Consider the following 22,753-nt stretch of genomic DNA (forward strand, 5'->3'; position numbering starts at 1 on the left):
GTTTAGAATGTGTCAGTTCGAGAAGGTCAGAGACAGCTCACTGCATAAGTGGCTGTCCCCTGCTGACACTGAGTTAAAGCGAGGCGTGCTGCTTCCGTCAGTATTGTGACGGGCAGATAATCGCCTAGAATCTCAATTGAGATTTCATCTGGCAGCAGGCCTTCCTGCTTCGGAATGGTTGTTGAACCATAGGGAGTATGAATCACTTCCCAGGTGGTCTTGTTTTCCAGTTCGGTTACAGCCTGTTGTTCCACATGTTTCAGGTCTTCCCATGTCTGCTCCGCCAATGAAAATGCCTGTTGACTATGAATATTAGACTGATGCCAGAATTCAAAAACCTGGATCATTTCACGCCAGCCTGCGATAGCCGCTTCATAAGATTGTGCCATCGCCTGACAGACCTCTGCTTCTTCCAGATCGCCTTTCAAGCGTTCCAGCTTCGACTCTTCCTGATTCAATTTGCGAACCAGCTGTTGAACCTGCTGTTCCTGTTTCACCAAAAGTTCATTGCATTGATGTACATCTCTTGAAGATTCTGCGGATGTCAGACCGTCGTATTCATCTTCGATCGTCAGCAGATTGGTGTAACTGTTTTTTAATGCTTCTGGAAATTCTGCTACAGTCTCTGCGTTATCCATTCCCGTTTTTGATCTTCCATTAAATGGTAAAAGTTCGGCATTTTTGTTTGATTCCGGATTCAGATCCATACGCGTAAACCCTCCAGGTATGAAATTATTATTGCCAGCCATGTATTGAGTCAGGATTTTATTCGAAGCATTTTTCCATGATGCCAGAACACTCAGAGGTCTTTCCGAATCTCTCCCATCGTGTCGGGGGCAATCAGTTCCAGTGTGACACTCCGGTCTTTCACGCCGACACATCCGACATAGATCTCCCCAAGACAACCGGCTTCACCCGGAGTGAGTGTAATCATGTGTGTGACAGGTTCTGCGATCAGGGTAATTCCACGTGAGAGATAGTGATCACGTTTGATCCAGCCTTTACGTTCCAGGGCGCGTAAATGACACATCACACCATTTGATGATCGAATCCCAAACTGTTCTGCAATCTCCCGCACTGTGGGAGAAAGGCGTTGCTGGGTGATTTCCTGTTTAATAAACGAGTAGATGTCCTGTTGTTTTTCCGTCAACTTTTTTCGCATCGAATTGTCTGTGGTCTGCATTTGTTGATTCCCTTGTGTACTGGTGAAGTGCTGTGCGTTACGTGGGAATTATAGCGGGAAAAAAGCAGTCTGTTTTAATCACTGCAGGCATCAAAACAGCCAAACGATGTATACCGCCAGTTCGCGACGAAAACAGTTATTTTGCGAAGTCTGCCGCCCGAAGCTGCCGGAATAAGATGTGTTTTTTTGTTTTTTCAGCGTGCGAACCTACAGTGAAACCAGGACATGAGAAATCCACTCGCAAATGCAGTTCATTTCACACAATCAAATTTGCACACGACCACTCTGGGTGTTGTATAGCTGAGAATCTCATGAATTCTTCAGAATCCTGTTTGTGTACATTATTTACTTTGTTTACAATGTCAGGTCCTCGTTGCAAGCTTACCCGGGTACCGTCATCCATTGACTTATTTCCTGCCTGATAAAGGTGTCTGCTGTGAAACTTCTATCGAATTACAAATCGATCTTAAACGTTGTTGTTGTCGTGTTTCTTGTTGGGAATTTCCCATTAGAAAAAATCACAGCGGAAGATCTGCCCCGCGTCCCAGACGGATTCAGCATCGAACGGGTCACCAGCAGCGAGCTAACCAGATATCCGATGATGGCAGGATTTGATAATCGCGGGCGGTTGTTCATTGCTGAGAGTTCGGGAGAAAACACACGCGCCCCGCAATTGATTAAAGAACCTAAAAGTACGATTCGAATGCTCGTCGACCAGGATGGCGACGGACGCTTTGATCAGAGTACGGTCTTTGCAGATAAATTAACTCTGCCGATGGGGGCGCTCTGGCACGAGGGATCCCTTTATGTCGCCAGCCCTCCCAATATCTGGAAGCTGACGGATCATGATGATGATGGGGTGGCGGATGAACGGAAAATCATCGTCGATTCGTTTGGCTTCTCCGGTAACGCTGCCAGCATCCACGGATGTTTTCGTGGTCCGGAAGGACGGCTCTACTGGTGTGATGGCAGGCATGGTCATGAATTCAAAGACAAAAATGGAAAAGTGACGAGTAAAGGTCTGGCTGCCCGGATCTTTTCCTGTAATCCTGATGGCTCCGATATCCAAGTGCACTGTGGAGGTGGGATGGACAATCCGGTCGAGATCGACTTCACCCCCGAAGGAGAAATGATCGGTTCGGTCAACATTCTGATGACACGACCTCGCGTGGACTGTCTGGTGCACTGGATGGAGGGAGGCGTGTATCCTCACTTTGAGGATTGTGTCGCTGAATTCAAACGCACGGGAGATCTGCTGGGGCCGATCACCCGCTTTGGTCACGTCGCCGTTTCCGGGATGTTACGTTATCGCGGTTCCCAGTTTGGACCGGAATATCAGGGCAATATATTTACGACGATTTTTAATACACACAAAGTCATTCGTTCCCAACTGGTACGCAACGGAGCCACGTTTGAAACCAAAGAAGAAGACTTTCTGGTATCAGATGATCCCGACTTCCATCCCACTGATATCATCGAAGACGCTGATGGCAGTCTATTAGTCATTAACACTGGTGGCTGGTTCCGTATTGGCTGTCCGCAGTCTCAAATTTCAAAACCAGACATTCATGGTGCCATCTATCGTATCCGGAAGACAGGCACACCCGAGCTCAAGGATCCATATGGATTAGCGCTGGACTGGAAATCATTGTCACCTAATCGCAAGCTGCAGTTGCTGAATGATACCCGTCCGTTTGTGCAACAGAAGGCGATTGAAGAGCTGGCCGGGGTTGGTGATCTGGCTGTGCCCCAACTTGCGAAAGTCATCGATTCACCCCGTGGTTCCTTTTATAATGACACCAGTAAACGTAATGCGGTCTGGACATTATCGCGAATCGGAACAGACAAAGCAGCAGCAGCAATTCAAGGTGGTTTGAATTCTTCCGAGAGTGTGCAAATGACGGCGGCGAAAGCGCTGGGGACGCTCCGATCTTCTCAATCCGTTAATGAATTAACTCAATTATTGAAACAGAATCATCCCGCTGTGCAGCGAACTGCTGCAACGGCCTTGGGGCGCATCTGTGAAGCGGGCCGACGTGAAACTGTATCGAATGAGCAGTTGCAGCCGGTTATTGATGCTCTTTTTAATGTAATCAAGTCCGGTTCTCCAGATCGAACATTGGAGCATGCCCTCATCTATGCTTTGATTCGGATTGACAACCGCGATCTGGTTCTCAGAGGTTTAAATGATTCCAGTCCGGCTGTCCGCCGCGCGGCGTTGATTGCTCTGGACCAGATGAACTCGGGTAATCTGACCCGGGAACTGGTAACCCCCCTGCTGGACACCGATGATCCGGCTCTGCAGAAAGAGGCTCTGACGATAATCGGAGAACATGAGGGGTGGGCCGGCGAAACTTTGACGCTGTTGAAAACCTGGTTGAGCGAAGCGGAGCTGAGTCCGGAGCGGGCTGCTGTACTGCGGGGTTTTCTGGTCGCGCAGTCTGCTGATCCCGAAGTGCAATCACTGATTGCTCAGTCACTGACGAGTGATGAAACATCAGAGCCTGCCAAGGCGATTCTGCTGGAAGTCATTCAGCGTTCTGCGTTGAAAGAGTTTCCTGTCGCCTGGCGTTCTGCTCTGGAGCAGGTTTTGAAGACAGACGATCCGGAGTTACAGATTCTCGTCGTCCGGATTGCTCAATCACATGATCTGCCTGATCTCAATGAACAGTTAACGTCATTAGCGCTGGGTGTGAAACAGCCTGCCTCACTACGAATTGAATCATTATCTGCTGTCGGATCTCATTTAAAAAGTATCGATCAGGGTACGTTCGATTTTCTCATGTCTCGCATGAATGAAGAGTATCCACCTCTGGATCGACTGGCGGCAGCGAGAGCATTATCGGGTTTACCTCATTCCGCCGAACAGTTGATCCAGTTGTCTAAGCAACTGGATTCACCAGGGCCACTGGCTCTACCGGTCCTGTTGAGAGCTTATGCGAAAAGTGTGGATGAAGGGGTGGGGCAGGCATTGATTACCGGACTGAATGGTTCATCCGCGGCAACAAACTTGTCGGCAGACGAGCTGGCGAGCCTGTTGCAAAAGTATCCCGAATCGGTCCAGCAGGCAGCTACACCGCTGTTAAAAAAACTGGGGGTTGATCTGGCGCAACAGAAAGCACATCTGGAGTCACTTAAGCCACTTCTTACAGAAGGGCGTCTGGAAGAAGGCCGCAAAATATTCTTTGGTAAGAAAGCGGCCTGTTCAGGCTGTCATGCGGTAGAGAGTACTGGAGGCAAAGTGGGGCCCGATCTGACAAAAATCGGTGCCATTCGTACCGGGACGGATCTGCTCGAAGCGATCGCTTTACCCAGTGCCAGCTTCGCGCGTGGTTACCGTTCCTATCTGGTGGTGACCGATGCCGGACGTATTTATACGGGAGTCATCAGTCGCGAATCGACGGATACTGTCTATCTCAGGACCGCGGATCTCTCTGAAGTACGGATTGCCCGCGATGAGATTGAAATAATGAAAGAATCGCCAACCTCCATCATGCCGAAAGGCCTCGAGCAGCGTCTGACACAACAGGAAATCCGGGATTTACTTGCGTACCTGCAAAACCGCAAGTAAAGTAGAATCAATCTCCTGATTCCTCTGATTCCAGCCGTTAAAGGTGCGCTATGTTTAATGGTTCTTTAGTAGTTCGTTGTCTCTCCCTCTCTGTGTTCCTTGTTTTCCAGTGTGTAGTCTCAAATATACACGCCGCCGAACAGCAGAAACGACCGAATATTCTGTTCGCCATCGCTGATGACTGGGGTTGGCCACATGCGGGCGCCTATGGCGATCCGGTCGTGAAAACGCCTACCTTTGATCGACTGGCACGCGAAGGTGTGTTGTTTCAGAATGCCTATGTTTCATCACCTTCCTGCACTCCTTCGCGAGGAGCGATTCTGACCGGTAAATATCACTGGCAGCTCGAAGCGGGCGCGAACCTGCACTGCATTTTTCCTGATCAGCTCGAAACGTATCCGGAAATACTCAAAGCACACGGTTACCAGGTCGGTTATACCGGAAAAGCCTGGGGCCCAGGGCGCACGGAGACTGCCGGTCGCGAACTGGCGGGAAAACGCTTTAAGAGTTTTCAGGATTTTCTGCAGCATCAGAAACAGGGAGAACCTTTCTGCTTCTGGCTGGGCAGCAGTGATCCACATCGTCCTTATGAAGCGGGGACCGGGGTGAAAAGTGGAATGGATCTCTCCCAGATCAAACTGCCGGCCTGCTTTCCGGATGCACCGGTTGTCCGCAGTGATGTTGCCGACTACTACTTTGAAGTTCAACGGTTTGATAAACTGGTGGGCGATGCGCTGAAGTCACTCGAAGAAAAAGGCGAACTCGATAACACCATCGTATTCATGACCGGCGATCATGGCATGCCGTTCCCGCGTGGGAAAAGTTGTCTATATGATACGGGGACACGTGTGCCTCTCGCGGCTCGCTGGCCCGAAAAAATAAAGCCCGGCCGCTCGGTCACCGATTTTGTCAGCCTGATTGATCTGGCACCTACGTATTATGAAGCAGCAGGGGTGAAAATCCCGATGGATGTGACCGGCCGCAGTCTGATGAATGTCCTGACGGATTCCCAATCAGGCCGAATCGCTGACAACAGAGACGAAATTATCTTCGGTAAGGAACGGCATGTCCCTTCACAGGAAGCACCCGATATGGGGGGCTATCCCTGTCGGGCGATTCGTACGGATGATTTTCTTTACATTCACAATTACCGCCCCGACCGCTGGCCGGCGGGCACACCCGATTATCAGCACGCGGCTATTCCCGGCACCTGGTATGGCGACTGTGACAATGGCCCGACCAAGACCTATATGGTGGAGAATAAAGATAAGGATGCGAATCATCGTCGACTGTATAATCTTGCATTCGGAAAATTACCGGCGGAAGAACTATATGATCTACGAAACGATCCCGATCAGTTACAGAATGTCGCTGCCGACCCGATGTACCAGATGATCAAAGCGAAACTGGCAAAAGAACTGCAACAGCAGTTGGTGGCCACCCACGATCCCCGCGAGTTGGGGCAGGGGGATGAACTGGAAAAGCATCCTTACCTGGGCGGCGGTCCAAAACATCCCAGTCTGGAAACCAAACGAAAAAAACGGGGCAAGAAAAAAACAGTCAGGTAGCTCTCCATTAAAATCGTTTGTTATTTATACGCAGCCGGAAATCAATTTCTGCGAAGATTTTGTCCGCATTATTTTCAAGTGACTCTAGCGTGATTTGCATCGCTGTCCCACCAGTAGCACGAAACGCACTACAGTTGACTTCCAGGTCATCCAGCAACAGGGCATCGCTGAAATCAAGCGCATGAGACGAAAGCCAGTTTGCGAAAAAGCGTTGGGGATCTTCGCGTTTTAACATGCGTTGTGTGCTGGAGCAGAGTACATCATCGAACAATCTGGCTGTTGTACTGAATGTTGTGGTTTTTGTCGCTCTCAATCGCGTCGACGTCTGTCTGGCCTTTAAAATCGCATCATGAAAACAGTCCATGTTGTCGGTCGCCAGGACGATGGCTGTACCTGTCTGTTGTGCTGCCTGTAACAGCGGAGGTAATTGAATGTTAACCCGCATCAGTTGGCAGTCGTCGACTGATTTACGTGTCAGATAATCACGTGGGAATTCTGGCTCCAGTTCAATCTGCAGTCCATCTACGATCTGGCTGGCTGTGATGTCTCCCCGCATCCAGTCTCGAACGAGATCATCATTTTTCTCAAAGAGTTTTTTAGCAGCTTTCGAGAGCGATGAGTGGAGTGGATGTTGTTCATTCTGAAGGATGGATATCCAGAAGGGATCGTGTGAGAGTACTCCATGCCAGTCGACGAAGATCACCTTGTTCCAGCGGGCTCGATCTTGTTGAAACATGATTGGTTTCCTGCCACTTCAATCGAGATTTTTTGGTTTCTGATTAGGGGGCTCATCGGAGTGAGCAGCTTGGTAGAGTCGGTCAATGAATTCATCTGTCATACCAGTCTCCCTGCGAGCTTCGCGGTTGAACGTATCTCCTACAGAGAGGGCAGCGCGAATCGGCCAGTGCAGGTGCTGTTCGTAAGCTTCCCAGTCTGAGAGATGCTCGGGCTTTAACTGACGCAACCAGTGCAAACCAAAGGCAACGTGTTGGATTTCATCGCGATAGACGACCTTCATCAAAGCGGCACTCCGCTGATCGCCGGCATCCAGAAAGTATTGCTCGAATTCGCCAGTGTGATCCAGGTTGCGTCCTTCAAAAGTCAAAGGCAGGCCGGCCAGGTAATCAAGCAGGCTTTCGTAGCTGAGGGCCTTCTTCCAGATATAACAGTTCACAGGCAGATCGCCAAATTCCAGTCCCAGGATGGAGGCTCGTTCTTTATGCATACGGGTGTGCCGTTGTTCGTCCGCCATGATGGCGCACATGCCCTGGCGGAATTCCGCTGGTGCATCGGGAAAGGCGCACAGAATATAGGCCATCACTTCCAATGCCTGCAGTTCGTGGTTCGCCATGATGTGATGCGCGAGCGCCCGCTTTTCCTGCTCCACCAATGCAACTGGTTTCGGCATAGCGGGCGCGGTACGAGGGGCAGCGAACTGCAGATTCGCCGGACGCATCGGTTCTTTGACGCGCAGCGGTTTTCCCGGGTGGTTGTCTGTTAAAATCGGAGGGGCGGGTTTCAATTTCGCTTCCAGTGAATCACTGAGGAGAACCCGTTCTGCAAACTCGCGAATTTCCATGCTGATCAATGCTAGTCAATTTGTTGTTGAAGGAGTGTAGCGGGCACGAAAGAGGGCCACACAGCCAGTCACTTTCAGTTCCACGTCAGTATAGCGACTCTGGAGTTGAGATTGTAACTCCTCTCGACTGTCTCTGCCGTTAGTGAAGATCTTTTTCTCATTGTAGAAGTTCATTAATTTGCGGGCGGACAGGCTGCGAGGAACACCTATTGCCAGAATAGTCGATCCCGAGATAATCGCTCCCGGGTTCAACCACTGATTAAGATGATCGAATAGAGTCGACTTCGAAGTCAGATCGCCAGGCAGGCAATGTAACAGATAGTTCAGGCTGACCGAATCGAATCTTTGTGGCTGCTCGGGCAGAGATTGCAGGATATCTGCCTGATAAGTTTCTGGAGTATATCTGCCGGCTCGACTGGCGGCGGTGGCGAGGCTGTTCGGATTCAGGTCGAGCAGGCCCAGTCTGACGTTCGAATCTGGAAATGTGCAATGATCCAGATAGTAACCAGTGCCGACCCCCACATCCAGATGATTGGCGGTCAGGCCCTGGTTCATCCAGTTCAGAATATTTCGGGTACGACATTTCCAGATCAGTGAGTTGGAAATGCCCAGGACCCAGAGATCGTAGATTGATAAAATACGTTTAGAATAGACGGCCTGGCCAGCGGCGCTTGCTTCGGATGGAGAATTCATACCGAGATGTTAATCATTTTTACTTGGATTGGGAATCGTAATCATCCCATGGCACGAACCAGGTAACCTCCAGGCAGGCGTTTGACCACTTTGCGCATTTCCAGAATCGTCAGTGTGGAAAGAATCCGCGAGGAATCGAGGTGACTCGACTGAACGATTTCGTTGAGATGCTGTGGCTCCAGCGTGACCAGATTCAGAATATCACGTTCAAATTCACTTAACGAGAGCTCGCGTGGCGTATGGACTTCCCGGTTCTGCGCTGTCATCACCGGTGTCTTCGCCGGGCCCAGTCCTTCCAGGATATCATCCACATCCCGGACAAGCATGGCGCCATCGCGAATTAAATCGTGACAACCGAAACTGGCGGGATGATCAATGCGACCGGGGACTGCGAAGACTTCGCGCCCCTGTTCATAAGCGTGTCGTGCAGTGTGTAACGCTCCACTTTTGCGACCCGCTTCGATGAGGACCACGCCCATGGAAAATCCGCTGATAATACGATTACGCTGAGGAAACAGGCCGGCGACAGGCGCCTGATCCAGGGGGAACTCGGTGACAATGGCTCCCTGACCGGCGATTTGTTCCGAAAGCTCCCTGTGCTCGGGAGGGTAAATATGAGCCAAGCCGGTCGCCATGACGGCGATGGTTCGTCCCCCCGCTTTGAGTGCGCCAGTGTGAGCTGCCTGATCGATTCCACGGGCGAGACCACTGACAATAGTAATCCCGGCGCGTGCCAGCGCAGCGGCAATCTTTTCTGCCTGCTGTAATCCGTAGTGGGTGCATTTGCGTGAGCCGACAATCGCGACCGCCAGTTCGTCTTCCGGCAGCAGGCTCCCTTTACAGTAGAGTAACGAAGGGGGATCGGGCATTTCTCGCAGGAGTGAGGGATACTCGGCAGACTCTTCAAATAAGATCTGGTAACCGGATTCGCGACAGCGCCGGAGTTCGTCTTCCGCCGTTGATTTTGCTTCGCGATAGATGATGGCGTCGGCCAGTTTTGTGCCTATACCCGGGACGTTCAGTAATTCCTGGCGGGGGGCATTCAAAATTTGAGCCGGGCTGCCAAACTGGTCCAATAACGTTCGACGAATTCGCGGGCCGACTCCCCGAATCAGATTTAACTGAATCATTTCAAGTAATGGCAGATCCGAGGCCTCTATTGACTCGCCCATAATTGCTGAACCTTGAGGAATGGCTGTGGTGATTCACGAACGTACATGCTCTCAGAAAAGTGATGAAAAAACAACTAAGATCAGCTCTCATTTCCGGGGAAGCGACTGTTCACACTTGACAGCAGCCGCCTGCAGCCTCTAAACACGAAGCACACCATTCTGAACTCCGATAAGGTCAAGTAAATGCTGGACAAGATCTTCTTTATCATTGCCTGCATCATCATTCCCGTTTTATGGGGCGTGATTGTGAACTGGATCTTCAATCAATGGCAGGATCGCTCGAACAACAACTCAGACGACGATTACATTTTCCCTGATTATCAGATCTGAGGCGGCGGCGTTATGGGTTTTGGATGGATCGACTTTTTTCTGATTTCCACTGCGGGAGGCCTGATTGGCTTCCTGGCGGGAATGTTCGGAGTGGGGGGAGGATTTCTGCTGGTTCCTATTCTGAATATTGTGCTGGGAATTCCCATGGAACTGGCTGTGGGAGCCAGTGCCTGCCAGGTATTGGGGCCTGCGACGACTTCGCTGCTGGCACGGAAGATCAAAGTTCGAGATCTGGCTTTTCCTCTGGTGATTACCGGGGGATTGTTATTAGGTGTCATTGCCGGAACAGGGATTCTGGAACACGCGAAATCGTCTGCTTCGGTTCAACTCAATGGCAGGAATATCATTGTTGCGGATCTGGTGGTATTGATTGCATATTTTCTGATGTTGACCGGACTGGGGGTGCTCTCACTGCGGAGCGCCCGTCGCGATGATTCTGAATTGAGCGGCACGCTGTTTATGGATCGTTTTCAGGTTCCGCCTGTGGCCCGATTTCCAAGTTTAGTGGAGGGCCCCCTTTCGATTCCGGTCATCGCCTGGTTTGGTCTGGCGCTGGGACTGGTCTCCGGTTTATTAGGGATCAGTGGAGGCATCCTGTTATTTCCCGTACTGATTTTCGGTCTGGGGATTCCGACCCATCGAGCGATCACCTGCAGTCTGGTGATCGTCTGGATCGTGGCATTCCAGTCAACGATCGCTCACGCCTGGCATGGCAATATCAGTATCATGATAGTAATCGCACTCCTGCTCGGGGGAACGGTGGGAGCCCGGCTGGGGTCGGATTTGAATGCACGGCTCAAAGGGCTGCAGTTGAGACGGCAGTTTGGCTGGTTATTACTCTCTGTGGCTCTTATGATTGGGTCGCGGCTGGTGTTTCTGCTGGCAGGATAAAACATCGTAAGTGGAGATGAGAGAATGGTAAAAAAATCCATCCTGTTTTTAACGGGTGACTATGTAGAGGACTATGAAATCATGGTCCCGTTTCAGGCTTTAACGATGGTGGGATACCAAGTCGATGTGGTCTGCCCCGATAAAAAATCGGGTGAGATCATCCGCACATCAATTCACGATTTTGAAGGCGATCAGACTTATTCTGAAAAACGGGGACACAATTTTACGTTGAATGCCACCTTTGCTGATGTGAATGCAGACGATTATACAGCTTTGCTGATTCCCGGCGGACGGGCGCCGGAATACATTCGCCTGAATGAACGCGTGCTCGAAATCACACGGCAGTTTGCGACCGCAGGCAAGCCGATCGCTGCTATCTGTCATGGGCTTCAACTGTTGGCTGCCGCTGGTGCATTGAAAGACAAAAGCTGTACGGCTTACCCGGCGTGTGCGCCCGAGGTGACTCTCGCCGGAGGCACGTTTGTGGAAACGCCCATTGATGGCGTCCACGTGGATGGAAACCTGGTTTCCGCACCTGCCTGGCCGGCTCATCCGCAGTGGCTGGCGGCGTTTCTGGGAGTGCTGGGAACCAAAATCGAGTTGTAATATTCGTGACACTGAAGTATCGGTATCACTTTTAATCGGGGAGAGACGTGGATGTCGTGTTGTTCTATTAACTGGTCGACCATTGGTGCAGCGCTGGGCGGACTGGCGGTGATTTTCGGAGCCTTTGCCGCACATTTCCTTGATGGCTATTTTGCTGAGGAATATGCCGGGCAGGTAAAAAAAGTGACTGGCGTGGAAGTGCCGACGGCGCAGAAATATCTGAACGATTTCAAGACCGGCGCGCAGTACCAGATGTACCACTCTATTGCTTTGCTGTTGGTCGGATTTGCCGGGTTGACTTCGCAGAAGAAAAAACTGTTGAATCTCGCCGGCTGGTGTTTTCTGCTGGGGATCATTTTTTTCTCTGGAAGTCTTTACGTTTTAACACTCAGTGGTCAGACTTTCTGGGGAGCCATTGCCCCGATCGGGGGAACGCTGTTCATTGTCGGCTGGTTTTCTTTTGCTGCTGGAATCTGTTCCTGTGGCGGAAATTCAATCGATGTGACAGGTCCCGAAACTCCTGCCTCCACCTGATACCTGATTTGCAGGACCATCATAATATAAAATGATCGACTACGATCATTCCCACCTTCTTTTCAGAATGAGAAACCTATGCTGATTTTTGATGCACACCTTGATATGGCCTGGAATGCCTGTGAATGGAACCGGGACTTGGAATTACCCGTCAGCGACATTCGCAAGTTTGAACGTCAGTTTGAAAATATTATTCCCGGCGAAGCGACGGTTTCCTGGCATGCCCTGCGTCAAGGGGGTGTGGGGATGACGATCTCCACACTGCTGCCACGACTGCATCGAAAAGATGCGGCGTTGACGCATTACCAATCGAGAGAAGCCGCCTATGGTGTGGCCATGGGGCAGCTGGCTTATTACCGGGCGATGGTGGCGAAAGGCGTCTTAAGAGAGATTCCCGACAGCAGCACTCTTGCCAGTCATGTCGCTGAATGGGAAGCCAATGAAACAGCCGCCCGCGCGGAAGGAAGTACGATTCCCATTGGTTTCATCCTGAGTATGGAGGGGGCACCGCCAATTCTGTCTCCCGAACAGATTGGTGACTGGTTTGACGCAGGCCTGCGAATCTTAGGACCCGCTCATTATGGTCCCGGTCCCTACTGTTTTGGAACAGGCAGTGAAGGGGGGCTCAAAGAGCAGGGGCCTGCGCTGCTGAAAGAGATGGATCGGGTGGGTATGTTGCTGGATGTGACACACCTTGCCGATCAGTCATTCTGGGAGTCGCTGGAAATCTTCCAGGGACCCGTGCTTGCCAGCCACCACAACTGCCGGTCTCTGGTGAATGCCGACCGTCAACTGACGGATGAGCAGATCAAAGCGTTGATCGAACGCGGTGCCGTAATCGGTTGTGCCTTTGATAACTGGATGATCAAACCGGGCTGGACGATTGGGGTTTCTGATCCCAAAACCACTTCAGTGGAAGATATTGCCAATCATACCGATCACATCTGCCAGTTGGCAGGAAATGCAAAGCATTGCGGCCTGGGAACGGACCTGGACGGCGGTTTCGGAAAAGAACAGACCCCCCACGATCTGGATACGATCGCCGATCTGGGAATGTTCGCCGGGATTCTGGAAAAACGGGGATACAGTTCAGAAGACATCAAAGGCATCATGTCACAGAACTTTGTGGATTTCTTCCTGAAGGCTTTGCCACAGGGCTGAGATTTTCAGAAATCAATAGAACTATTCACGCTGTATCCTGTTGTTTATCAATGGGATACAGCGTTTTTTGTTTTTCAGGCAATCTTTTTGAAAAACTTTCAAGAACCAGGAGTGTGCTGCGAATAACTCCCTGTGACGTGGCCGATCGGTTTGGCCTACTGTTCCGAATCGAACAATTGTTGTTGTAATGAGGGAGTCTGGACAATGATATTCATGTGTAAGAAATTTGTGATAGGTGCTGCAGTGCTGGCCACGCTGGGAACCTTCGTCTTTGGCCGCGATGTGGTGAGTTATGTGAAAACTGCCGGCAATTCTGTCAGACAGGCGGTCAAGTCGGAAGTTCCCGTTGATTTTGAAGTCGACCGGGCACGTAAAATGGTGGAGGATCTGGTGCCGGACATTCGTCGTTGCATGCATGTGATTGCAGAGCAGCAGGTAGATGTCGAAACTCTGCAGGGTGAGATTCATGAAACAGAACTTGCCATGAAACAGCAGAAAGATGCGATGTTCACACTGCGAACAGATCTGGAGTCAAACGAGACCGAATTTGTGTATGCAAGTCGAACCTATAGTAAAGACGATATCCGCAGTGATCTGTCACAGCGTTTCGATCGGTATAAAGTTGCGACTGATACCTTGAAGCGAAACGAACAGATTCTGAAGGCACGTCAGAAGGCTCTGGATGCCAATCGTGAGAAGCTGGAAAACATGTTGTCTGCCAAGATGGACATGGAAGTACAGATCGAGCAACTGGAAGCACGTCTGAAATCGGTCCAGGCAGCAGAAACAGTCAGTAATCTGGAGATTGATAATTCGCAGCTGACACGAGCCAAGAGTCTGATTAAGGACTTGAACAAGCAACTGGATGTCAAAGAAAAGATGCTGGATGCAGAAGGAAAATTCACAGGACTGATTCCCGTCGATACCAAAGTGGAAGAAAAGCGGGATGTTGTCAGACAGATGGATGAATACTTCAAAACCAAATCAGGCGATCGTGTTGCTGTTCAGTAAAAACGACTGAAAGATAAACAAATTGGCGCGAGTGGTGGCAGGTGGTTCTTGTATTCGAGTAGAGCCGCCTGCCCCTTGCCAGTTTCTTCTCCAGATTAAAATTAAGAGATCCCTGGCAAAAACAGATTCTAAGCAACCACTTACGGATCTTATTCGTTAAAATTAAGAGTGTATCGTTTAGCAGCTTGTGCCTCTCACTTCCTGATTCAGGAGACTTACCTTGGGCTTCTTTACTTCATCATCCAGACAGGATCAGTCAGCGAAATCTACCGCTGGTGTGAGCTATCTGCTGTGGATTGATGGAGTCGGCACGTATCTGGTCTACTTACCCGAGACACTGAGAATTGGTGGTCCAGGGGAAACCGGTATGGCGAGCAGCCTGAGTTCTCAATGGGCTGATTTAGCATTACTGGCCAATCTGTCTCGGCACCATGCGTCGATCTCCCGTTCCGGAGAGAACTATTTCCTGGAAGCTTTAGCTCCCGTTTTTTATAATCAGCGGGCGGTGAATGATCGGGTCTTGCTCAGTGATCAGGCGGCGCTTAGACTGAATACCGATGCAGTGCTCACTTTTCGACAGCCGACCGCGTTGAGTGCTTCCGCCTGTCTCGAGTTCACAAGCCATCATCAGCCACAACAGCGACTGGATGGCGTCGTACTGATGGCGGAAACCTGTCTGCTGGGAGCGAGCAGTGAAAATCATGTCGTCTGCCCTCACTGGCCGGGAACTGTGGTGCTGTATCGACAGGGAAATCAGGTCATGTGTCGATCCCGGCTGGCAATTGACGTAAATGGGATGTCTGTTTCACAGGGAACCGTTTTAACCCCGGGTTCGCTGGTGACTGGTCCTGAAATACGTTTCAGGTGGGAGGTTGTCAGCTAAACGATTTGGGGTATTACTCGCGCTAACCGGTTTGTGTTATAAGAAAGTTAAATTCATGGATTCAATGATATTCGGACTGCTGATTATCGGGATCATTGCGCTCTTTGTCTTGCAGTTGGTGATGTGGATCTGGATGCTTGTCGATTGTCTGCAAAACGAACCATCGACAGGAAATGATAAAGTAATCTGGGTACTCTTGATGGTGTTTCTCGGGATTCTAGGGTCTTTGCTCTATTACTTCGTCCGTCGTCCCCAGCGGATCGAAGAATTTGGTCATTAGATTTACAAGTAATGCTTAGCCTGACGTTCCTCAGAGGCGATATTGATGGAAAAGAAAGAGTAATACAAATGAAGAGCCCGTTTCCAGGAGATCCGTTTTAACCCCGGATTCGCTGGTGACTGGTCCAGAGCTTAGTTTTTGCTGGGATATTGTCGCTTTATTCGAACAGGGTTTTTTACTCGCGCAAATGAATACGTGCCATGATGGAAATTGGAATTATGATGTCGATTTTAGGTTTACTGTTTTTTTTAATTTCAATGGCTCTGAGTCTGCTGTTATTTGTACTCTGGATCTGGATGCTGATTGACTGTGTGAAATATGAACCATCAACCGGTAATGAAAAAATTATCTGGGTGTTAGTCATTGTCTTATTAAACGGGATAGGGGCACTGCTTTACTATATCATTCGTCGACCGGAACGGATTAAACAGACCGGTCAGTAATCTCAGGAAAAAAATGATCCACGGACACTTTAAGAACGTTATTTAAATAGTTGAGAGTTGAATCGTAAACCGTACAACTGCCATGTTGTTTAACGGATGGAATGGAACATGAAATTCACCTTTGCACCAGAATCGAAACCTTTAGAAGGATTTACGATCAAGCGCGCCATCGACCGGGGCGGATTTGGTGAGGTGTACTATGCACTGAGTGACTCGGGCAAAGAGGTCGCCTTGAAGCTGCTGCAGCAGAATATGGATATTGAGTTGCGCGGTGTGACGCAGTGCCTGAATCTGAAGCATCCCAACCTGGTGACCATTTTCGATGTCAAAACAGACCGGGACGGCGACCACTGGGTGGTTATGGAATTTGTTTCCGGTCAGGGCCTGGATAAGGCGCTTCATCAGTATCCTCAGGGGATGCCGATGGAGCAGGTCCGCTACTGGCTGTCGGGCATTTCGGAAGGACTGTCTTACCTGCATAGTCGCGGACTGGTGCATCGGGATTTGAAACCGTCCAATGTTTTCCGCGATGGGGAGACGATCAAAATTGGTGACGTTGGTTTATCCAAATTCATTACTCACAGTCGGCGAAGTGCCAATACTCAAAGTGTAGGCACCGTCTATTATATGGCGCCCGAAGTCGCACGCGGCCGCTATGGCAAAGAAGTCGACGTGTATGCTGTGGGTGTGATGGTTTATGAAATGATCACCGGTGTGGTTCCCTTCGATGGAGAATCCACGGCGGAAATTCTGATGAAGCATCTGTCAGAAAAGCCGGACCTGAGTCGTTTACCAGTACATTTGCAGGCGGTCATGGGACGTGCTCTGGAAAAAGATCCTCAAAAGCGAATCGGCGACATCAAAACATTCAAACAGGAATTTGAGCGCGCGATCTTCCAGCGGAATTCTTCAATCGAAATCCCAGAAGATTCATTTGATTCACACCCGGCTACGCCTGCAGGTATCTATGATGATTCGACTGTTGATTCCAGCCACGAAGACACTACCCATGTCAAACGGGAAGTGAACTCTCTGCTGACGCTGACACCGATGCTGATTCTGTTTCTCTTTCTTCTCATCGGACTGATGGGAGCCACGATGGCCAGCCAGGGGGCCGGTTTTAAACAATTTATTCTTGGTCTCCCTCTCATAATGCTTTTCTGTGGAGGCGTTGTCATGGCGGGTGCGTTCGGGCGACTGTTTTTTACCAAAGGAATTGCAGCGATTGTGAAGGGGCCGCCGCCGATCAGCAATTTATGGGATAAAAATCAGAAGACGCACGAGACGCAGAACTATGATCAATATCGTGAATCCCATCTGGATAAGACGCGAATCATAAAAAAAGAAGAAGAACGAAAGAAAGCAGAAGCACACCGCCAGCAGACACATAACCAGCAACGACAGAAACCGTATTATTCCCGTGTATTAACACCGCGCACTCCCCGCGCGATTTCGCACCGGACGCGGCTCTACAATCTCTCGGTCTCAATGATCAAAGCAGCGTTCTGTACGCTGGTGATCGTCGTGGGACTGGTCTGTTTTACCGATGGTTCTTTTTTTCAGGGAGCAATGGGCGATATGTCCCGGGGGGTGATGAGTGGAAACAATTACGCGCCGTTCTGTCTGTTAATCTGCGGCACACTCGTCGCTGCCTGGAGTGTTATCGCTGTCGCGAAGCTGACCGAAGGTAAAACCTATGATCAGAGCACACGCCGTATCATCTGGCTGACGACCGGAGCTGTTGTCGGAGCGATCATCTATCTGTTACAGACAGAAGTCCTGATGACCACCATTGGTTCGGCACGCGAGGATTACCTGGGATTGAGACCACTGTTCGATGCCGTCGGCCCGAATTCACTGGTACTGGTGAATGGCCAACCCAGCCTGTTCAGCTATATCATCTTCTTCGGTATTCTGTTCTGTTTCCGTCGCTGGTGGTGGCACGCCGATTCATTTCGTCCGCGAAAATTCCGAGTCTTATCTGTGCTGATCACAGTCTTTACCGCCTATATCATTACAGCCATCTGGGCGTTTCCGATGGTGCCGGCTTTGTGCTGGGCAGCCATTATTTCCAGTGTTGTGCAGCTCTCTGCGAGCTGGATTCCACCGGAACTACGCTTTATTGAAACGAAAGGGGGCGCACTATGATGATCGGAATACTTGAAATGCTGATTTTGGCAGTCGTGGTCCCAACCATCATTATTGTGGCAGCAGTTGTGGTCCTTTATCTTTCCAAGCAGAACGGTTCGCGGCTGTTCGTCCTCGCGGGTCTGATGGGAATGGGATTTCTTTTTCTGTTATTTATTGGTCTCTCTTACAACCGAGTTGAGGTAATGCCTGCGACTGAAGTTGCCCAGCAAGCGGCTGCAGTCTCGCCGCAGGACGTTGAATATCGTGTCCGTCTTAAGCCGAAAATGAAAGGCATTCAAGCCGAGATCCCTCCGGCTGCGGGGGAGGAGCGAATTAACTGGAATCAACCCCTGGTGGCTCTCAAGCCCTTTGAGCTTCAAAAAACCGTTGAGAACACTCCCTCACAACAGAAGGTTGCTGAATTACCGGACTGGGTGGTCGCGGGAGTCAAATCAGCGGTGCTAGAGGAAAATAATTTGATAAATAGCAGCCGACCGGTATTTCAGTCCGGGCTGTTTGCGACCCGCGAGGAAGCACTCGAAGATGCTTTAACGAAAGCAAGGCAACAGATGCAGACCAATCTGATGATGCGAGAGCCCTGGTTGAAAAGCTATGTGTGGGAACTGAACCCGGACCTGTTTCGGCAGACCGCCTACCGCCGCCCTTACTTCCAGACGGTAGAACATGATTTTGGTGATGTGTTGAAATCAGGAGAGCCATTCAAGCAGGATATGTTCCGGGCGTATGTGGAAATTGATAATACACCTGCCGTGAGACATCAGTTACTCGCCCGCTGGAAGCAGAACATTGGGAATGAACGTAGTCTCTGGGTGGGAGGGGTTTTTGGTCTGATCACATTGATGTGTGTAGGATCCGCCGTTTATTTGAGAACCAGGTCGGATCAGGCTACAATCCAGTCGTCTCACTAATTTTTCTTCTAATCAGTCTGTGATGGACTTATGCCGATCGACGAAGCCGACCAGCTACTGGTCTCACAAATCAAAGCCGGTGATGCGGAAGCCTGGTCCGAACTGATTGCCAGATATGAAGGTCGGCTGCTGGCATTTGTTAACAGCCGCCTGCGCAATTCATCGAGCAGCGAAGATGTCGTCCAGGAAACATTTCTGGGCTTTCTGATCAGCCTGCCCAATTATGATCCTGGGACCCCCTTGGAATCATTTCTGTTTGCCATTGCTTCGCATAAACTGACTGATTTGCTGCGCAAGCAGGGGCGGCGACCAACAATACCGCTGTTTCCGGATGAAAATGGCGCGCGGGAAAATCATCGTGAACCAGCGGGCCGCGCGCGGGTGGCTTCCAGCCTGGCACGCAGCAAAGAACGCAAATCCAAAGAAGAGCAGATCATCTGCGTGAGTTTACAGGCGCTGATAGATTCCTGGCTTAAGAATGGCGAGTTCGAGCGGCTGCAATGTATCGAACAGCTGTTTGTTTCAGGGAAAGCAAATAAGGAAGTCGCGCTGCAACTGCAGATTACAGAACAGGCGGTCGCGAACCATAAGCACTTCGTGGTTGGCAAATTAAAAGACGCCATTAAAACGGCCCAGATTCATGATACAGATCTTGCCGGGCTGGGACTGAATTAAGCCAAAACGAAATCGCGCAGCAAAAAACCTCGCCTGATCATCACAGGACGAGGTTTTAATCTTCTCAGGTCAGCTGCGACATCAAATTAGAACTTGATGTGCTTGCGTTTTGCCTTGCGTGCTTTGGCACTGGCAGGACGGCGACCGTGATTTGCTTTTTTCAGTTTTCGCTGTGTTTTAGCCATGACTTTATCCTTTATGGTCTTCAGATATTGCTCATCGAGACCACACGTTGACTGATGGGGTCTGCAGAATATATCGGTATCGGGTCGGGTATTCTAGTCGAACCCTTTGATGAAAAAAAGCCATTCAATCAAAAAACACCGTTCTCGAGTGGATTTCTTCGGCTTTAGTTAAGAATTTTAGGCTCAAAATCAAATTGTGAGGCCTCAGGCATGTGGACTGTTGTTCTGTTTCTGAGTAGCATGGATGAGATCAACCGGATACTGGACAAATACAACGTCAGTTTAACTGAAGAAGATCATCATGCTGGCCAAGCTATATACCTACTCGCTGTTTGGCATCGATGCCAAGCCTGTGGAAGTGGAAGTCGATATCTCTCCAGGGGCAATGCCGAAGACGATTCTGGTGGGACTGGCTGAAGCAGCCGTCAAAGAGAGCACGCATCGGATTGAGCGGGCTCTGGTCAACAGTGGCTACAATCGCCCCATTGATCGCATCGTCATCAATCTTTCTCCCGCTGACCTACCCAAAGACGCCGCCTCGTTTGATCTCCCCATTGCCTTGGGCCTGCTGACTGCCAGTGGGCAGCTGGTTTCAGATCGCTTTCAGGATTACGCGGCAGTAGGCGAACTGGCATTGGATGGCACGATACGTCCGGTCCGCGGGGCTCTCTCGATGGCGCTGTCAGCGCGTGAGCAGGGCAAACAGGGTTTGCTGGTTCCCGTTCAGAACGCAGCAGAAGCAGCCGTCGTGGATGGTCTGGACGTCTTCGCAGTCGGGACGCTGGCGGAGGCCGTCGGTTTTTATACTGGCAATCTGCCAATCGAAGCGGTTGAATTCTGCTGGGAAAATGCGCTGGAAGAACATGGCAAATACGATATTGACTACAGTGATGTCAAAGGACAGGAATACGCGAAGCGGGCGATCACGGTTGCAGCAGCCGGCATGCATCATCTGCTGATGATTGGGTCTCCAGGAACGGGAAAGACCCTGCTGGCTTCGCGGATCAGTACGATACTGCCTCGACTGTCCCAGGAAGAGAGTCTGGAGACAACACGCATCTACAGTGCAATGGGACGGCTGCCCAGTGATCAGTCGCTGGTGATGCTCCGCCAGTTTCGTACGCCTCATCATACCATTAGTGAGGCAGGACTGGTGGGAGGCGGGTCGACGCCTGCACCCGGAGAAATCAGCCTGGCGCATAATGGGTTCCTGTTATATGTCTAGCAGTAGTAGTACGAATTTAAAATTATTCAGCAGAATTTAACAAATTTAGAAAGTAAAGAGAATGTTGTGGAAGCAGAAAAATTAGAACGCTAACATGGTCCACTATAGTTATTTGAATTACCTAATCTATAGATGAAAAACATTACCCCCGACAGAATTATCGGAAGCAGGGAAATTACTATGCGGTCGAGCTCAGTCGAAGTCTTGAACATCTCCGAAGACGGTGGGAAGTTTGTTTGCCAAGTTGAGAGATTCAGTGTTCCTAGTGATTCTCATGAAGTAGTCCTAAGCTGGAATGACACTAAAAAACGGCGTGGCTTTGTTTCAATAGGTGATGATGTGGCATTTGTAAAAGCATCCCCCGGCGATGTAGATCATCAAATTGTACCAGCAAGTCTGGACCAACTCGGAGACAACGAGTTTGCTTGGCGTGATACAGCACATCGTGGAAGTGTCATTCTGATCTTGATTCTACCGACTGACTACATAATTCGGGAAATTGGTTATACCTCGCCTCCTGCAACCCGCTTCAAGGTTTTTGAGAATCGATTGGCATTTTACTGGGACATCGGAGAAGAAACGACTGATCTTCGTTGGAAAATGACACGCAAAGGAAATCGAAACTTGGAAAGGCTTTGTGGGGAATTGAATAAAGCAACATTGGAAACTGAAGCCGAAAAAAAAATTGACCAAACGAGCGAAATAGCCAATGGTTCACTATCGGGTGACAATCCAGATGCAGGTGACAATCTAGTTGCTCATTATATCCCTGAACTTTGGGAAAAAGTCACCGTTGCTACATTAGCAGCCGTAGTCTTACTAGCTGTATTATATGCTGCACTTCAGCAGGATGAGATTCCAGCTAGAAATTTTGCATTACTTCGAATCATACTAAGCTTTGCAATGGGAGTGATGGGAGGCGTTATCCCCGGTTTTCTTCATGTCGATCTTTCATTTTCCGGTTCGATCATTCGGGCAGGAGGTGGGCTTGCGCTTGGCATTGTCACGTTTTTTTTTACTCCTCAAGTTGTCCCAAATGATCTATCATCTATTAACAAACAGGTTCACTCGATCAAGTCTAAATCATCCTCTCCAGAGGAGCCAAATCCAAGTCAAACGCTTGACGTATCTCCTACTGAAAAGCAGGTTTCTTCAAGGACCTCTGAGCCACCTCAGAAGCCAAAACCACGCCAAACGACTGACGCACCAGCTACAAATAATATTCGACGTGAGCCCGTGATATACACAAAGGAGAAGACAGAAGGAAGCACTAGGGTAATTGGAAACGTAAAGGTTATTTCTGAACTCAATAGTTACACATTCGAGATAGAAGTTAAAACACGAAAAACCGGTATCTCTGGAACAGGTAAAGGCGTAGTCGAAGTTCAATTGCTCGATAATAACTTCCAACCAAGCCCTCCGATCAGCGTGCAAAAAACTGTTGGATCTGATCTAACAGGCAAAGTAGAAAAATCTAATTCCAAAACTGTTTCAAATATTCCTGCCGATAAATTTTACGGTTTGATTTGGGGGATAAAGACGAGCGATTCAATTGGATTCCCGACCACAATCACCGAGTTAAATAGCTTTATTAAAGACGAATTCGGTACTGTTATTGACGTTAAAGCAGTGGTACAGACACTCCGAAATGGTGAATCTAAGTCATTTGGTGATTTCAGTGTCCTGCGAATGCCATAGTTAGAG

The 22,753-nt window shown here is 49.8% G+C and carries 22 protein-coding genes and 1 pseudogene; 16 read left to right on the plus strand and 7 right to left on the minus strand.

From position 1 onward, the window contains the following. Positions 1-26: 26 nt before the first annotated feature. Positions 27-707 (minus strand): hypothetical protein, encoded by a 681-nt coding sequence (locus ACN0YH_RS09975; RefSeq protein WP_417379430.1) that lies wholly within the window; start codon positions 705-707, stop codon positions 27-29. Between the two features lie 92 nt (positions 708-799). Further along, positions 800-1,183 carry a LexA family protein gene (locus tag ACN0YH_RS09980; protein WP_417379431.1) on the minus strand — a complete coding sequence of 128 codons (384 nt, stop codon included), beginning with the start codon at positions 1,181-1,183 and terminating at the stop codon, positions 800-802. A 436-nt stretch (positions 1,184-1,619) separates the two neighbouring features. On the opposite strand from ACN0YH_RS09980, the gene ACN0YH_RS09985 reads away from it, so the two are divergent. Next, positions 1,620-4,754: a PVC-type heme-binding CxxCH protein gene (locus ACN0YH_RS09985; protein WP_417379432.1), complete on the plus strand. Its 3,135-nt coding sequence runs from the start codon at positions 1,620-1,622 to the stop codon at positions 4,752-4,754. 50 nt (positions 4,755-4,804) lie between these two features. Continuing rightward, on the plus strand, positions 4,805-6,322 hold the full coding sequence (locus ACN0YH_RS09990) for a sulfatase (RefSeq protein WP_417379433.1): 1,518 nt from the start codon (positions 4,805-4,807) through the stop codon (positions 6,320-6,322). 7 nt (positions 6,323-6,329) lie between these two features. On the opposite strand, the gene ACN0YH_RS09995 is transcribed toward ACN0YH_RS09990, so the two are convergent. From ACN0YH_RS09995 to dprA, 4 genes are read right to left on the minus strand one after another with little or no spacing between them, the layout of a single operon-like run. After that, entirely contained in the window at positions 6,330-7,058 is a 729-nt protein-coding gene (locus ACN0YH_RS09995; RefSeq protein ID WP_417379434.1) for a hypothetical protein, read from the minus strand. Between the two features lie 18 nt (positions 7,059-7,076). Next, positions 7,077-7,901: a ferritin-like domain-containing protein gene (locus ACN0YH_RS10000; protein WP_417379435.1), complete on the minus strand. Its 825-nt coding sequence runs from the start codon at positions 7,899-7,901 to the stop codon at positions 7,077-7,079. Between the two features lie 15 nt (positions 7,902-7,916). After that, the gene (locus ACN0YH_RS10005) at positions 7,917-8,594 is read right to left on the minus strand and encodes a class I SAM-dependent methyltransferase (RefSeq protein ID WP_417379436.1); all 678 of its coding nucleotides are present in this window, start codon (positions 8,592-8,594) and stop codon (positions 7,917-7,919) included. Positions 8,595-8,635: 41 nt separating this feature from the next. Beyond that, entirely contained in the window at positions 8,636-9,766 is a 1,131-nt protein-coding gene (gene dprA / locus ACN0YH_RS10010; RefSeq protein ID WP_417379437.1) for a DNA-processing protein DprA, read from the minus strand. A gap of 183 nt (positions 9,767-9,949) precedes the next feature. Here dprA and ACN0YH_RS10015 point away from each other — a divergent pair, with 183 nt between their 5' ends. The 12 genes from ACN0YH_RS10015 to ACN0YH_RS10070 all read left to right on the plus strand — a co-directional run bounded on the left by ACN0YH_RS10015 (position 9,950) and on the right by ACN0YH_RS10070 (position 19,639). Continuing rightward, positions 9,950-10,096 carry a hypothetical protein gene (locus ACN0YH_RS10015; protein WP_187781903.1) on the plus strand — a complete coding sequence of 49 codons (147 nt, stop codon included), beginning with the start codon at positions 9,950-9,952 and terminating at the stop codon, positions 10,094-10,096. 12 nt (positions 10,097-10,108) lie between these two features. Continuing rightward, the gene (locus ACN0YH_RS10020) at positions 10,109-10,987 is read left to right on the plus strand and encodes a sulfite exporter TauE/SafE family protein (protein WP_417379438.1); all 879 of its coding nucleotides are present in this window, start codon (positions 10,109-10,111) and stop codon (positions 10,985-10,987) included. Between the two features lie 24 nt (positions 10,988-11,011). After that, positions 11,012-11,593, plus strand: coding sequence for a DJ-1/PfpI family protein (locus tag ACN0YH_RS10025; RefSeq protein ID WP_417379439.1), 582 nt, complete (start codon positions 11,012-11,014; stop codon positions 11,591-11,593). Between the two features lie 51 nt (positions 11,594-11,644). Then, entirely contained in the window at positions 11,645-12,127 is a 483-nt protein-coding gene (locus tag ACN0YH_RS10030; RefSeq protein ID WP_417379440.1) for a DUF423 domain-containing protein, read from the plus strand. A 78-nt stretch (positions 12,128-12,205) separates the two neighbouring features. Beyond that, positions 12,206-13,288, plus strand: a complete 1,083-nt coding sequence (locus ACN0YH_RS10035) for a dipeptidase (RefSeq protein WP_417379441.1) — start codon at positions 12,206-12,208, stop codon at positions 13,286-13,288. A gap of 213 nt (positions 13,289-13,501) precedes the next feature. Next, on the plus strand, positions 13,502-14,299 hold the full coding sequence (locus ACN0YH_RS10040) for a hypothetical protein (protein ID WP_417379442.1): 798 nt from the start codon (positions 13,502-13,504) through the stop codon (positions 14,297-14,299). Between the two features lie 220 nt (positions 14,300-14,519). Next, positions 14,520-15,182 (plus strand): hypothetical protein, encoded by a 663-nt coding sequence (locus ACN0YH_RS10045; RefSeq protein WP_417379443.1) that lies wholly within the window; start codon positions 14,520-14,522, stop codon positions 15,180-15,182. Between the two features lie 55 nt (positions 15,183-15,237). Then, positions 15,238-15,462, plus strand: coding sequence for a PLDc N-terminal domain-containing protein (locus tag ACN0YH_RS10050; protein WP_417379444.1), 225 nt, complete (start codon positions 15,238-15,240; stop codon positions 15,460-15,462). Between the two features lie 218 nt (positions 15,463-15,680). Beyond that, positions 15,681-15,905 (plus strand): PLDc N-terminal domain-containing protein, encoded by a 225-nt coding sequence (locus ACN0YH_RS10055; RefSeq protein ID WP_417379445.1) that lies wholly within the window; start codon positions 15,681-15,683, stop codon positions 15,903-15,905. A gap of 108 nt (positions 15,906-16,013) precedes the next feature. Further along, positions 16,014-18,053, plus strand: coding sequence for a serine/threonine protein kinase (locus ACN0YH_RS10060; protein WP_417379446.1), 2,040 nt, complete (start codon positions 16,014-16,016; stop codon positions 18,051-18,053). Further along, positions 18,050-18,964 (plus strand): hypothetical protein, encoded by a 915-nt coding sequence (locus tag ACN0YH_RS10065; protein WP_417379447.1) that lies wholly within the window; start codon positions 18,050-18,052, stop codon positions 18,962-18,964. The genes ACN0YH_RS10060 and ACN0YH_RS10065 overlap by 4 nt, the downstream gene beginning before the upstream one ends. Before the next feature lie 30 nt (positions 18,965-18,994). Further along, on the plus strand, positions 18,995-19,639 hold the full coding sequence (locus tag ACN0YH_RS10070; RefSeq protein ID WP_417379448.1) for an RNA polymerase sigma factor: 645 nt from the start codon (positions 18,995-18,997) through the stop codon (positions 19,637-19,639). Positions 19,640-19,725: 86 nt separating this feature from the next. Here ACN0YH_RS10070 and ACN0YH_RS10075 read toward each other — a convergent pair whose 3' ends face one another. Next, positions 19,726-19,824, minus strand: coding sequence for a 50S ribosomal protein bL37 (locus tag ACN0YH_RS10075; protein WP_002645378.1), 99 nt, complete (start codon positions 19,822-19,824; stop codon positions 19,726-19,728). A 301-nt stretch (positions 19,825-20,125) separates the two neighbouring features. Here ACN0YH_RS10075 and ACN0YH_RS10080 point away from each other — a divergent pair. Further along, positions 20,126-21,037 (plus strand): annotated as a pseudogene (locus tag ACN0YH_RS10080) (YifB family Mg chelatase-like AAA ATPase); the annotation flags it as partial. Positions 21,038-21,229: 192 nt separating this feature from the next. Next, positions 21,230-22,747, plus strand: coding sequence for a hypothetical protein (locus ACN0YH_RS10085; protein WP_417379449.1), 1,518 nt, complete (start codon positions 21,230-21,232; stop codon positions 22,745-22,747). The last annotated feature ends 6 nt before the right edge of the window (positions 22,748-22,753 follow it).

This window comes from Gimesia sp. (assembly GCF_048262075.1).
Classification (GTDB): Bacteria; Planctomycetota; Planctomycetia; order Planctomycetales; family Planctomycetaceae; genus Gimesia.

What these genes read in the sequence shown, in the direction of transcription:
- ACN0YH_RS10065 (WP_417379447.1), top strand. Translation starts at nt 18,050, where the DNA reads ATGATGATCGGAATACTTGAAATGCTGATTTTGGCAGTCGTGGTCCCA.
- ACN0YH_RS09990 (WP_417379433.1), top strand. Translation starts at nt 4,805, where the DNA reads ATGTTTAATGGTTCTTTAGTAGTTCGTTGTCTCTCCCTCTCTGTGTTC.
- ACN0YH_RS10050 (WP_417379444.1), top strand. Translation starts at nt 15,238, where the DNA reads ATGGATTCAATGATATTCGGACTGCTGATTATCGGGATCATTGCGCTC.
- ACN0YH_RS10055 (WP_417379445.1), top strand. Translation starts at nt 15,681, where the DNA reads ATGATGTCGATTTTAGGTTTACTGTTTTTTTTAATTTCAATGGCTCTG.
- ACN0YH_RS10075 (WP_002645378.1), bottom strand. Translation starts at nt 19,824, where the DNA reads ATGGCTAAAACACAGCGAAAACTGAAAAAAGCAAATCACGGTCGCCGT.
- ACN0YH_RS09980 (WP_417379431.1), bottom strand. Translation starts at nt 1,183, where the DNA reads ATGCAGACCACAGACAATTCGATGCGAAAAAAGTTGACGGAAAAACAA.
- ACN0YH_RS10005 (WP_417379436.1), bottom strand. Translation starts at nt 8,594, where the DNA reads ATGAATTCTCCATCCGAAGCAAGCGCCGCTGGCCAGGCCGTCTATTCT.
- ACN0YH_RS10030 (WP_417379440.1), top strand. Translation starts at nt 11,645, where the DNA reads ATGTCGTGTTGTTCTATTAACTGGTCGACCATTGGTGCAGCGCTGGGC.
- ACN0YH_RS10035 (WP_417379441.1), top strand. Translation starts at nt 12,206, where the DNA reads ATGCTGATTTTTGATGCACACCTTGATATGGCCTGGAATGCCTGTGAA.
- ACN0YH_RS10040 (WP_417379442.1), top strand. Translation starts at nt 13,502, where the DNA reads ATGTGTAAGAAATTTGTGATAGGTGCTGCAGTGCTGGCCACGCTGGGA.
- ACN0YH_RS10025 (WP_417379439.1), top strand. Translation starts at nt 11,012, where the DNA reads ATGGTAAAAAAATCCATCCTGTTTTTAACGGGTGACTATGTAGAGGAC.
- ACN0YH_RS10020 (WP_417379438.1), top strand. Translation starts at nt 10,109, where the DNA reads ATGGGTTTTGGATGGATCGACTTTTTTCTGATTTCCACTGCGGGAGGC.
- ACN0YH_RS10070 (WP_417379448.1), top strand. Translation starts at nt 18,995, where the DNA reads ATGCCGATCGACGAAGCCGACCAGCTACTGGTCTCACAAATCAAAGCC.
- ACN0YH_RS09995 (WP_417379434.1), bottom strand. Translation starts at nt 7,058, where the DNA reads ATGTTTCAACAAGATCGAGCCCGCTGGAACAAGGTGATCTTCGTCGAC.
- ACN0YH_RS09975 (WP_417379430.1), bottom strand. Translation starts at nt 707, where the DNA reads ATGGATCTGAATCCGGAATCAAACAAAAATGCCGAACTTTTACCATTT.
- ACN0YH_RS10015 (WP_187781903.1), top strand. Translation starts at nt 9,950, where the DNA reads ATGCTGGACAAGATCTTCTTTATCATTGCCTGCATCATCATTCCCGTT.
- ACN0YH_RS10085 (WP_417379449.1), top strand. Translation starts at nt 21,230, where the DNA reads ATGCGGTCGAGCTCAGTCGAAGTCTTGAACATCTCCGAAGACGGTGGG.
- ACN0YH_RS10000 (WP_417379435.1), bottom strand. Translation starts at nt 7,901, where the DNA reads ATGGAAATTCGCGAGTTTGCAGAACGGGTTCTCCTCAGTGATTCACTG.
- dprA (WP_417379437.1), bottom strand. Translation starts at nt 9,766, where the DNA reads ATGGGCGAGTCAATAGAGGCCTCGGATCTGCCATTACTTGAAATGATT.
- ACN0YH_RS10060 (WP_417379446.1), top strand. Translation starts at nt 16,014, where the DNA reads ATGAAATTCACCTTTGCACCAGAATCGAAACCTTTAGAAGGATTTACG.